This is a genomic window from Pseudomonas sp. AB39(2026), assembly GCF_059831485.1.
Window position 1 is genome coordinate 2,834,010 of sequence record NZ_CP195212.1, and the last position, 11,251, is coordinate 2,845,260.

Annotated in this window: 9 protein-coding genes and 1 pseudogene; 2 read left to right on the forward strand and 8 right to left on the reverse strand. The window is 60.2% G+C overall.

What is annotated here, in order from left to right:
• The first annotated feature begins 100 nt into the window (after positions 1–100).
• Positions 101–1,060, forward strand: a complete 960-nt coding sequence (locus ACSAMW_RS13070; RefSeq protein ID WP_229631853.1) for an iron ABC transporter substrate-binding protein — start codon at positions 101–103, stop codon at positions 1,058–1,060.
• The gene (locus tag ACSAMW_RS13075) at positions 1,060–2,634 is read left to right on the forward strand and encodes an ABC transporter permease (protein WP_500590665.1); all 1,575 of its coding nucleotides are present in this window, start codon (positions 1,060–1,062) and stop codon (positions 2,632–2,634) included. The genes ACSAMW_RS13070 and ACSAMW_RS13075 overlap by 1 nt, the downstream gene beginning before the upstream one ends.
• 13 nt (positions 2,635–2,647) lie before the next feature.
• Here ACSAMW_RS13075 and ACSAMW_RS13080 read toward each other — a convergent pair whose 3' ends face one another.
• The 8 genes and pseudogenes from ACSAMW_RS13080 to hfq form a co-directional block, all read right to left on the reverse strand.
• A complete protein-coding gene (locus ACSAMW_RS13080; RefSeq protein ID WP_500594036.1) occupies positions 2,648–3,532 on the reverse strand; it encodes a methyl-accepting chemotaxis protein in 885 nt (294 codons plus the stop codon).
• Positions 3,506–4,606 (reverse strand): annotated as a pseudogene (locus tag ACSAMW_RS13085) (HAMP domain-containing protein); the annotation flags it as partial. The gene ACSAMW_RS13080 and the pseudogene ACSAMW_RS13085, both read right to left, overlap by 27 nt.
• A 111-nt stretch (positions 4,607–4,717) precedes the next feature.
• Positions 4,718–6,010 carry an adenylosuccinate synthase gene (locus tag ACSAMW_RS13090; protein WP_500590666.1) on the reverse strand — a complete coding sequence of 431 codons (1,293 nt, stop codon included), beginning with the start codon at positions 6,008–6,010 and terminating at the stop codon, positions 4,718–4,720.
• Between the two features lie 52 nt (positions 6,011–6,062).
• Positions 6,063–7,250, reverse strand: coding sequence for an ATP phosphoribosyltransferase regulatory subunit (locus ACSAMW_RS13095; RefSeq protein ID WP_500590667.1), 1,188 nt, complete (start codon positions 7,248–7,250; stop codon positions 6,063–6,065).
• Between the two features lie 273 nt (positions 7,251–7,523).
• Positions 7,524–8,393, reverse strand: a complete 870-nt coding sequence (gene hflC, locus ACSAMW_RS13100; RefSeq protein ID WP_168082911.1) for a protease modulator HflC — start codon at positions 8,391–8,393, stop codon at positions 7,524–7,526.
• Positions 8,393–9,556: an FtsH protease activity modulator HflK gene (gene hflK, locus ACSAMW_RS13105; RefSeq protein WP_168082913.1), complete on the reverse strand. Its 1,164-nt coding sequence runs from the start codon at positions 9,554–9,556 to the stop codon at positions 8,393–8,395. The genes hflC and hflK overlap by 1 nt, the downstream gene beginning before the upstream one ends.
• 96 nt (positions 9,557–9,652) lie before the next feature.
• Complete coding sequence (gene hflX, locus ACSAMW_RS13110; protein ID WP_168082915.1) at positions 9,653–10,954, reverse strand: ribosome rescue GTPase HflX; 1,302 nt, start codon at positions 10,952–10,954, stop codon at positions 9,653–9,655.
• Between the two features lie 17 nt (positions 10,955–10,971).
• Positions 10,972–11,232 carry an RNA chaperone Hfq gene (gene hfq, locus ACSAMW_RS13115; protein WP_168082917.1) on the reverse strand — a complete coding sequence of 87 codons (261 nt, stop codon included), beginning with the start codon at positions 11,230–11,232 and terminating at the stop codon, positions 10,972–10,974.
• Between the last annotated feature and the right edge of the window lie 19 nt (positions 11,233–11,251).

Below are 11,251 nucleotides of genomic sequence, written 5' to 3' on the forward strand. Positions count from 1 at the left end.
TCTCCTTTATACTCGGGCCCACTTTTTTGCCCCGAGGAGATACGTTCGGATGTCAGTTCGAATTGCCTTTCTGCGCCTGTGTGCCTTGCCCCTGTTGGCAATGTCGCTGTTCGCTGGCGCTGCACACGCGGCCGACGCCCCTGCGCTTACCCTATACAACGGCCAGCACAAGGAACTGGGTGAAGCCATCGCCAAGGCGTTCGAAGCCAGTACCGGCATTCACGTCAACGTGCGCAAAGGGAGCAGCAACCAGCTGGCCAGCCAAATCATGGAGGAAGGCGATCGCTCGCCTGCCGACGTGATCTACAGCGAAGAGTCCCCGCCCCTTAACGCCCTGGGCGAAAAAGGCTTTCTGGCCGTTACCGATAAAAGCACCCTGGACGCTCTACCCGCCGATTATGTGGCTAAAGATGGCACCTGGATCGGCGTAACGGCACGGGTACGCGTGGTGGCCTTCAACCCTAGCCTGGTGGCCGAGAAAGACCTTCCTGCGTCGGTAATGGATTTTGCGCACTCGGACTGGAACGGCAAGATTGGCTTCGTGCCCACCAGCGGCGCATTCCAGGAACAGGCGGTTGCCGTGCTGCGGCTCAAGGGCGAAGACGCTGCCGAAGAATGGCTCACTGGGCTCAAGGCGTACGGCAAAACCTACGCCAACAACATGGTTGCCATCAAAGCGGTAGAAAACGGCGAAATCGCTGCCGTACTGGTCAACAACTATTACTGGTACGCGCTCAAACGCGAGAAAGGCAACCTCAAGTCGCAGCTGTATTACTTCAAGAACAAGGACCCAGGTGCCCTTGTGAGTATTTCCAGTGCTGCCGTGGTGAAAGCCAGCAAACACCCCAAGGAAGCCCAGCAACTGCTGGCCTGGATGACCAGTGAGGAAGGCCAGCGGGTGATCACGCGCGCTCAGGCCGAGTACCCGCTGCGCAAGGGCATGGTGTCCGACCAGGGCTTGAAGCCTTTCGAGGAGCTGGAAGCACCGGACATTACGCCCGCTGATATCGGCAATGCCGAGGAAGCTCTGGACCTTGAACGCGATGTTGGTCTGAACTGATGACGGCACAGGCACGAGGGCTTACTGTCGCAACACCGCTACGCAATAGGCGCACCCGGCGCCCTTCTGCCTGGCTTGTTGCGCCGGTGCTGCTGCTGGTGGGCCTGAGCCTGCTGCCTCTGGCCTATGTCACCCTTCGCACTGCGGAGGCCGGGTGGCACGATATTTCCCGCCTGTTGCTACGCCCCTATGTGTACGGGCTACTGGCCAATACCCTTACGTTATTGGCTGGGGTCACAGTAGCCTGCGCCATTGTCGGCACACTGCTGGCATGGTTGCTGGAACGCACCAACCTGTGGGGCCGGCGCATATGGGGCGTATTGCTCTGCCTGCCCTTTGCGGTGCCGTCTTTTGTATCAAGCTTCACGTGGGTATCGCTCAGCTCTGGCTTCGAAGGCTTGGGCGGCGCCATTCTGATCATGAGCCTCTCCAAGTATCCGTTGGTCTTTCTGCCCGTAGCCGCTACGTTGCGCAACCTGGACCACGCCCTTGAGGAGTCGGCCCGGCTGCTGGGTGCCAGCCGCCGCAGGCTATTCTTCAGCGTTACCCTGCCACTGCTGTGGCCTGCCATCCTGGCTGGGAGCCTATTGATCGCCCTGCACATGCTGGTGGAATTCGGCGCTCTGTCGATCCTCAACGTACGCACCTTCACTACCGCGATCTACCAGCAGTTCGAACTTGAATTCAGCAACGCCAATGCCGCTATGCTTTCGGCCGTACTGCTGATGCTGTGCCTGGCTTTTCTATGGCTGGAGCTCAAGGCACGCGGTCGCGCGCGCCATGTGCGCACAGGGCAAGGGGTAGCACGCCGGGCGCCGCCCCTGCCGCTGCCAGGGTGGGCAATACCGCTGGCACAGGGCTTTTGTGTACTGCTGGCGGCACTAGGCAGTGGCGTACCCTTGGTAATGCTGGGGTATTGGCTGGTAGAGGGCAGTTCCGCTGCCTTCCCTGTCATGGCGATCGGCAAGGCGTTACTGTCCTCACTTGGCTTGTCCCTGGCTGGTGCGGCTGTTTCCTTGATACTGGCGTTACCGGTAGGGTTGCTAGTGGTACGGTATCGTGGCGTGCTTGCCATTTGGGCGGAACGGCTTCCCTACCTTCTACATGCGCTGCCAGGGCTGGTTATCGCGCTGACCCTGGTGTATTTCGCCTTGCACTACGTTCCTGCGCTTTACCAGACCACAGGCCTGCTGGTGCTGGCTTATGCGTTGCTCTTTCTACCCCTGGCGCAAGGGCCTGTGCGCACTGCACTGACCAAGGCCGCACCCCAACTGGAAGAGGCTGCGCGAACGCTGGGTGCAGGCGCGTTCAAAGCGTTTTGCAAAGTAACCCTGCCCATCATTTTCCCAGCGCTGGCAGCAGCGTTTGCCTTGGTGTTTCTCGATGCCATGAAGGAGCTCACAGCCACGCTACTGCTGAGCCCCACCGGAACCACAACCCTGGCCACCGAAGTATGGGCGCATACCTCGAACATGGAGTTCGCCGCCGCAGCACCTTTCGCAGCATTGCTGATCCTGGTTTCGGGGTTGCCGGTGTACCTGCTAACGACCCGGATGTACCTGAACCGGCGGTAGCGCTGGCAGAGGCTTACGCCCTGAACTGCCCTAGGCTAGCTTTCAGTTGGCTTGCCAGGCCGGCCAGCACCTTACTGCTGGCCGTTGTTTCCAGTACCACCTGAGCGGATTGTTCGGCTTGGGCATGTATCACTTCCACTCGCCCTTTTACGGCCTGGGCACCCTGGGCCTGATGCTTGGCGGCGCGGGTGGCCAGGTCAATGGCCGCATGCACCTGCTCTACGGAAGCTTGCATGCTCTGCTGCGCCTGTGCCGCCTCGCGTAACACCAGCAACCCTTCGCTGGCTTGGCGACCTGCTTGGCCGATAGCCGTCACGGCCTCGCGAGCACCGGTTTGCAAAGCCCCAATATGTGCCTGGATATCCCCAGTAGAGCTTTGGGTTTTGCTGGCCAGCGCCCGCACTTCATCAGCGACCACCGCAAACCCTCGTCCGGTTTCGCCAGCGCGAGCCGCTTCGATAGCGGCGTTGAGCGCCAGCAGGTTGGTTTGCTCTGCAATACCATGAATGACGGTCAATACCACTTCAATCTGCTGGCTTTGTTCAGCCAGGCGCTCAATCACACCTGCACCGGTTTGCACCTGGCCTGCAAGCGCCTCGATCAATCGGCCCACTTGGGCTGACGCCTTGGTATTAGTATCAGTGGCTTGGCGAATCTCGGCCACCTGCTGCAAGGCTGCCTGCATGGCTGCACTTTCTGCCTGAGCTTCATCAGCCATGGTTGCCAAAGCGTGCAGGCTTGCCGCTACCTCATCACGCTGCCGCTCGGCCGCAGCATCTGCACCTGCGTTACGCTGCGCCATGGCGCCAATCTCCTGGCCCGTACGCTGGGCGACATCGCCGGCCTCTCGCACAATGGGTTGCAGCTTGGCAACGAAGCGATTCACCGCCCCCGCCATGTCGCCAATTTCGTCATGGGTAGCTAACGCTACACGCTTGGTAAGGTCGCCCTCCCCCGCTGCCAGGTCGTTCAATGCTCGAATCAACAGTTGAAGCTTGCTGACAACCCTTCGGCCCAGCACTACCGCCACTGCCAACAGCACGCCTAGCCCCACGACCGCCAGGCCAGCGCCAATACGCCAACGCAAGGTTTGTGCCGCGCCGCTCACGGCCTTATGGGTATTGGCTTGCATCTGGCCAGCAGCCCCTTGTGCGCTCTCCAACCGGTCTCGCAACACCCGTGAGCTTTCTTCCGCGGCACCTGACACGCTATCGGCCACCAATTGATCGCCGCTGGCGATCAGGTCCTTGAAGCGCTTATCGAGCGCTGCAAGTTGCGCCTCCACACCTGCGGTGGACACCCCCATTCGAACCTTGCCGATTTCAGTACCGTTCGGGCTTATGGAGGCCTCTACGTAATAGACCAAGGGGTTATTACGAGCGGCATCCACAACTTTGTCCAAGGGGCGCTCACCCTGCCCCTTTTCGAGCAGGGCCTGGTTGATTGGGTTTTCTCTGTTCAGGTAACGGGTAAGGTGCTGCCCGGTAGCGTCGTCGTAGATCACGAACAGCACGTTGGGGTTGCGCTGGGCACGGCGGGCAAACTCTGACAGCGTAGGAATGTCGTTATCCCACATGGCTCGAGGGGCCACAGACGCCAGCAGTTCAGCCAGGTCGTTAGCCGAGTCCTTGAGGTTTTGTTCAAGGGCCGCCCGTACCTGCTTCTGTTCGTCGGCTAGCCGGCCAGACAGGCCAGCCGACAAGCGCTGACGCGTGCTAGTCGAAAGCTTATCCAGGCTACTGGTAAGGTCAAGGCCGGCCTGGTCAAGTTCGCTGCCCAAGCGCTCACTGTCTGCGCCCAGTTGCTGCCCAAGGTCCGCCTCCAGGGCGGTAACGGTACTGCCGGTAAGCGCTACAGCTACCAGTACCTGCACCAGAAGCGCTATGCCTAGCGCAAGAAATACAGGCCGCAACAAGCGGCTGCGAAACAGCGAAAGAATGGCTGACACGAAAACCCCCTTATCCGGTGCCATTAAAACAATAGCGCCCACGCGGATGGGTGTTTTCAGCAAGGCCCGTGCCGAATACCAAGGCAGAAACACAAAAGGCCCCTTCAGGGGCCCTTTGCTTTACCTGCCAATGGCTTACGCGAACGGATGGCGTAGCACGATGGTTTCGTTGCGGTCCGGCCCTGTCGAAATAATGTCGATTGGCGCACCGACCAACTCCTCGACACGCTTGATATAAGCGCGGGCGTTGGCAGGCAGCTCTTCCAGGCTTTTGGCGCCCAGGGTGGACTCGGTCCAGCCGGGTACGTCTTCGTATACAGGCTGCAGGCCGATGTAGCTGTCTGCATCTGTAGGCGCATCGATTACCGCACCGGCTTCGTTTTTATAGCCCACGCAGATCCGGATGGTTTCCAAGCCATCGAGCACGTCCAGCTTGGTCAGGCACAAGCCGGAAATGCTATTGATTTCGATGGCACGGCGCAGGATGACAGCGTCGAACCAGCCGCAACGGCGAGCACGGCCCGTGGTGGCGCCAAACTCATGCCCACGCTTGGCCAGGAATGCGCCTACGTCGTCGAACAGCTCGGTAGGGAATGGGCCAGACCCTACACGGGTGGTGTAGGCCTTGGTGATACCCAGGATGTAGTCCAGGTACATCGGCCCAAAGCCCGAACCGGTGGCAATGCCTCCAGCGGTCGTGTTGGAGCTGGTTACGTAGGGGTAGGTGCCGTGGTCGATGTCCAGCAACGACCCCTGTGCGCCTTCGAACATGATGTCTTTGCTGTCTTTGCGCAGCGCATGCAGTTCAGCAGTCACGTCCTGCATCATCGGCTGCAGCAGTTCGGCGTAGCCCATGCACTCGTCCAGGGTTTTCTGGAAGTCGATGGCAGGCTCTTTGTAGTAGTTGACCAACACAAAGTTGTGATAGTCCAGCAACTCGCCCAGCTTGGCAGCGAAACGCTCGCGGTGGTAAAGGTCACCGATACGCAGGCCACGGCGCGCCACTTTGTCTTCGTACGCAGGGCCGATGCCACGGCCAGTGGTGCCGATCTTGTGTTCGCCGCGCGCTTTTTCGCGGGCCTGGTCCAGTGCCACGTGGTACGACAGGATCAGCGGGCAGGAAGGGCTGATACGCAGGCGCTCGCGTACAGGTACACCTTTCTCTTCCAGCTTGACGATCTCGCGCAGGAGCGCGTCCGGCGCAACCACCACACCGTTGCCGATCAGGCACTGCACGCCTTCACGAAGGATGCCGGATGGAATCAGGTGCAATACCGTTTTTTCGCCGTCAATTACCAGCGTGTGGCCAGCATTGTGGCCACCTTGGTAGCGAACGACTGCGGCAGCATGTTCTGTGAGCAGATCAACGATCTTGCCTTTGCCCTCATCACCCCATTGGGTGCCCAGGACGACGACATTCTTACCCATAACACTTGTCCTCATTGGCGCAAACTTGGTGCCGACCTCGGCCGGCGTGAACTCAGGAAACCAGCGGTGCTACCTGCCAGCTACCGCCCTGCAGAATGAGTTGGCGATCGCACCCGGCCTCGCGTGCCGCTGCACCCGCCTGGCCCGGCAATGCCTGAACCACGCGCTGACCTTCACCGCGCAAGTGGCAAGCCATCTGCCAGAGCGCGGTATCCGGGCTGTCAGGCATCCAGATACCGCCCTCGGGCAACTGGACTTCAGCGCGGCCCAAGGTGACCAGGCTTTTAAGGTCGGTGGAAAACCCTGTAGCCGGGCGCGCCCGGCCAAAGTCGGCGCCGAAATCGTCATAGCGCCCGCCTTGGGCAAAGGATTGCCCTACTCCAGGCACGAATGCGGCGAATACCACACCGGTGTGGTAGTGATAGCCACGAAGCTCGCCCAGGTCAAAGTACAATGGCAGCCCAGGGAAGCGCGCCGCCAGCCGCTCGGCCAGCTCGAACAGCTCATCCAGTGCCGCCAGGACGGGCGCTGGCGCACCGCCAAGGATCTCGCGCGCCTGCCCCAGTACCGAACGATCGCCCGACAGGTTGACCAACGCACGCAACATGCGAGCAGGGCCGGCAGCTACCTGAGCCGTCAGCTCGAAGACTTCGTCAGTGGCCTTGCGCTGGAGTGCGTCGAACAACCGCTGCTCCGTATCGCCGGACAGGCCTGCCGCCCGTGCAAGGCCCCGGTAGATACCCACATGCCCCAGGTCCATGTGTACATCCGGCACTTGCCACAACTCAAGCGTGGCCAACATCAGGCTGATGACTTCCAGGTCGCTGCCGGTACTGGCATCGCCATACAGTTCTGCGCCTAGCTGGATAGGGCTGCGAGAGGTGGACAGCGCACGCGGGTTGGCGTGCAGCACGCTACCGGCATAGCACAGGCGGCTAGGGCCTTCCCTGCGCAGGGAGTGAGCATCGATGCGTGCAACCTGGGGGGTGATGTCTGCACGAAAGCCCATCTGCCGCCCAGACAATGGATCGACGACCTTGAAGGTGCGAAGGTCCAGGTCCTGCGAAGCGCCGACCAGCAGCGACTCCAGGTACTCGATATGCGGCGTTACTACGAACTCGTAACCCCAGCTCTGGAATAGATCCAGTACCTGGCGCCGCGCTACTTCAATCCGTGCGGCCTCAGGTGGCAGTACTTCCTCGATACCATCCGGCAAAAGCCAGCGGTCTACCGTCGCCATTACCCCTTCCCCTTCGTTCCGGGCGGAGGGCCATACCGGCCCGTCCTTGAGTGAAGCAGATACTGCCGCGCAGGCGCGAAAACCATAGCGCTTGCCGCGCCACGGGGCAGTGTCCTCGAAAAACTGCTGGGCCTGACACGGTCCATGACCGTGCAGACGCAAAAAAGCCGGGAATTTCCCGGCTGCCGCATCATACACAGGTTTGGCTGGGGGATCACCCCGCCAGCCGTACAACCTGCCGGGCGGGGCTCATTCCTGCAACACTTGGCCTGTTTACGGCTTTGCCCGCTCCATGAAGCGGAAGAAGTCGCTGCTCGGGTCCAGTACTAGCACGTCGTCCTTGCCAGAGAAGCCCTGCTTGTAGGCTTGCAGGCTGCGATAGAACGCATAGAAGTCAGGATCCTGCGTGTAGGCTTTGGCATAGATGGCTGCCGCTTGAGCATCACCGTCGCCTCGGGTTTCCTCGGACTCACGATAGGCCTCGGCCAGCAATACGCGCCGTTGGCGGTCTGCATCGGCACGGATACCCTCGGCCAGCTCGTTACCCTTGGCGCGATGCTCGCGAGCCTCGCGTTCCCGCTCGGTACTCATGCGCTCAAACACGCTGCGGTTCACTTCCTTGGGCAGGTCGATGGTTTTGACCCTGACATCTACCACTTCGATACCCAACTCCTGGTCGGCCATGCGATTGAGCGATGCCGTGATGTCGGCCATCAGGGCGTCGCGCTCACCGGATACCACTTCATGAAGCGTGCGCTTGCCGAACTGGTCCCGCAGGCCTGATTCCAGGCGACGCGAAAGGCGCTCATCGGCTGTAGCCTTCAAGCCAGCGGTCGCTGTGTAGAAGCGATCTGCGTCCTTGACACGCCATTTGGCGTAGGCATCGACCATTACAGCTTTTTTCTCAAGCGTGAGGAAACGCTGGGTAGGCGCGTCCAAGGTCATCAGGCGGGCGTCGAAGCGACGTACCTGGTTCATGTAAGGGATTTTCATGTGCAGGCCTGGCTGCACATCAGCCTCTACCACACGGCCGAACCGCAGCAGTACGGCACGCTCGGTTTGGGACACGATGTAAAAACTGTTCCACAGCGCTACCACGGCAACCACACCGACGATAAGCGCGATTACGGATCTATTGCCCATCAGCGGCTCTCCCTGGTACGCAATTCTCGCTGCTGCTGTTGCAGGTCCCCGGCGCTACGGCCGGCTGAATCCGAAGGCGGGTTCACGGAAGGCTGCGCAGGTGTGGAGGTGCGGCCTTTATCCATCAGCTTGTCCAGCGGCAGGTAAAGCATGTTGTTCTGGCCTTTGCCTGATACCAGTACCTTGCTGGTATTGCTGTAGACCTCCTGCATGGTTTCCAGATAGAGGCGTTCGCGGGTGACATCAGGTGCCTTGCGATACTCGCCCAGCAGCTTGCTGAACCGATCGGCCTCACCCTTGGCGCGAGAAACGACTTCGTCTCGGTAGCCATTGGCGTCTTCTATGATGCGCTGGGCCTGCCCACGGGCTTCCGGCACAACGCCATTGGCATAGGTTTCAGCCTGGTTGCGCGCACGTTGTTCGTCCTCACGGGCACGAATAACGTCGTCGAACGCTTCCTGAACCTCTCGGGGGGCGGCTGCGCTTTGCACGTTCACCTGGGTGACACTGATGCCGGTACGGTAGGTGTCCATGAAGCGCTGCAGGCGGTCCTTGATTTCACCGGCCATCTGTACACGACCTTCGGTCAGTACCTGGTCCATGGCCGTCGAGCCCACCACGTGGCGCAAGGCGCTGTCAGTCGCATGCTGGAGGCTGACCTCAGGTTGATCAACGTTGAGCACGAAGTCTCGCAGGTTCACGATCTTGTACTGAACCGTCAGGGGTACTTCTACGATGTTCTCGTCTTCGGTGAGCATCTGGCCCTGCTTGCTATACGCGCGCTCACGGGTGACGTTCTCGAGGTACTTGCGATCGAAGGGCGGGAAATAGATGTTCAGGCCTGGCCCTACGGTTTCATGGTATTTGCCGAACCGAAGGATGACGGCCTGCTCCTGCTCATCCACCACGTAGACCGCGCTGTATAGCCAGATAGCCGCCAGGACAGCCAGGCCGATGCCCAGCAGGCCGAGGCCACCGCCTTTTGAACCTGAAGGCTCGCTGCCTCGACGCTTGCCGCCACCGAAGAGCCCATTCAGGCTTTCCTGCAGCTTGCGAAAGGCCTCATCCAGATCTGGTGGCCCCTTGCGATCGCCGCCGCCTTTGCGGCCGCCCCAAGGGTCCTGGTTGTTCGAATTGCCACCACCCGGCTCATTCCAAGCCATAGCGCTCTCCATCAGATAAAGCTAAGACGCACCCGCGGCGCGTCGGCCAATGCTACAGAATGCAAGCCTTCCCCACCAAACCTGTGCGGTAAGCTTTTATTGCAAAGTGTGTTCCCGAAGGAAGTCCGGCGGCTGCAACCCTTCCCGGCTGACAAGGCGATTAAGCTCGCCCCGTGGCAGGCGAATGTCCAGCAAGCTCGCACCACTTTCGTCGTGGGCTTCGCTTTGCACAGCGTGGGCAGCAAAAAACTGTGCACGTAACCTACCTAATGCCTGTGGCAGCCGTAAGGTGCCGATGAACATATCTTCGCCCAGCAACTCTGAAATGGCCTGGCCTACCAGTTCCAGACCGCTGCCGTCGCGTGCCGATACCCACACGCGTTGCGGCTTGCCGTCCTCCCCGCGCTGTATATGAGGTTCTACCGCTTCCAGCAGGTCGATCTTGTTGTACACCTCCAGAATCGGAAGGCCTTGGGCACCAATTTCCGTCAGAACGGCCATCACTTGTTCTATCTGGGCCATACGCTCCGGTTCGTGGGCATCTATCACATGCAGCAACAGATCGGAACTGGCAGACTCTTCGAGCGTGGCGCGGAATGCCTCGACCAGTTTGTGAGGCAGGTGACGAATAAAGCCTACGGTATCGGCCAGTACTACCGGGCCTATGTCTGCCAGTTCCAGGCGACGCAGGGTTGGGTCCAGCGTGGCGAACAGCTGGTCCGCCGCATAGACGTCCGATTCGGTGATGGCATTGAACAGGGTGGACTTGCCGGCGTTGGTATAGCCCACCAATGAAACTGAAGGGATATCTGCCCGCTTGCGCCCGCGCCGCGCTTGCTCGCGCTGGCTGCGTACTTTTTCCAGGCGGGCCTTGATCTGGCGCAACCGTACCCGTAGCAGGCGACGGTCGGTTTCAAGCTGGGTTTCACCAGGGCCACGCAGGCCGATCCCGCCTTTCTGGCGCTCAAGGTGTGTCCACCCCCGTACCAGCCGCGTACTCATGTGTTCAAGCTGGGCCAGTTCGACCTGCAGTTTGCCTTCATGGGTACGCGCGCGTTGGGCGAAGATGTCGAGAATAAGGCCTGTGCGATCTAGCACGCGGCACTCGAACGCACGTTCGAGGTTGCGCTCCTGACTGGGGGTCAAGGTGTGATTGAAAATGACCAGGTCCGCTTCGCCGGTTTTCACCTGCTCACGCAGTTCGTCGACCTTGCCAGTGCCAATCAGGTATTTAGCCGTCGGCTGGTGCCGCGAAACGCTTACGAAAGCAACCGTTTCTGCACCGGCCGAGGCTGCCAGCTCCTGAAACTCCTGCGGGTCTTCACGCGCCTCAGGGGCTTGTCCATCCAGATGAACGAGAATGGCCCGTTCACCACCACCGTGGCGCTCAAAGAACAAAGGAGTCTCCTGTCAGGTCAGGCGTTGCCGGGCTCGGCATCAGCGTGTTCGGTATCACCGGCGCTAGGCAGGCGAATGGGGCGAACAGGTACTACGGTGGAAATGGCGTGCTTGTACACCATCTGGCTGACGGTGTTTTTGAGCAGAATCACGAACTGGTCGAATGACTCAATAGTGCCTTGCAGCTTGATACCATTTACGAGGTAGATCGAAACCCCCACTTTTTCTTTACGCAAGGTGTTCAAGTAAGGGTCTTGTAGCGAATGCCCTTTTGACATGTGCCGCACTCCTTTAAGG

Excerpts from the sequence above, each read along its gene's own strand:
- ACSAMW_RS13070 (WP_229631853.1), top strand. The coding sequence starts at position 101 with ATGTCGCTGTTCGCTGGCGCTGCACACGCGGCCGACGCCCCTGCGCTT.
- ACSAMW_RS13075 (WP_500590665.1), top strand. The coding sequence starts at position 1,060 with ATGACGGCACAGGCACGAGGGCTTACTGTCGCAACACCGCTACGCAAT.
- ACSAMW_RS13080 (WP_500594036.1), bottom strand. The coding sequence starts at position 3,532 with ATGGCGGGGGCGGTGAATCGCTTCGTTGCCAAGCTGCAACCCATTGTG.
- ACSAMW_RS13090 (WP_500590666.1), bottom strand. The coding sequence starts at position 6,010 with ATGGGTAAGAATGTCGTCGTCCTGGGCACCCAATGGGGTGATGAGGGC.
- ACSAMW_RS13095 (WP_500590667.1), bottom strand. The coding sequence starts at position 7,250 with ATGGCGACGGTAGACCGCTGGCTTTTGCCGGATGGTATCGAGGAAGTA.
- hflC (WP_168082911.1), bottom strand. The coding sequence starts at position 8,393 with ATGGGCAATAGATCCGTAATCGCGCTTATCGTCGGTGTGGTTGCCGTG.
- hflK (WP_168082913.1), bottom strand. The coding sequence starts at position 9,556 with ATGGCTTGGAATGAGCCGGGTGGTGGCAATTCGAACAACCAGGACCCT.
- hfq (WP_168082917.1), bottom strand. The coding sequence starts at position 11,232 with ATGTCAAAAGGGCATTCGCTACAAGACCCTTACTTGAACACCTTGCGT.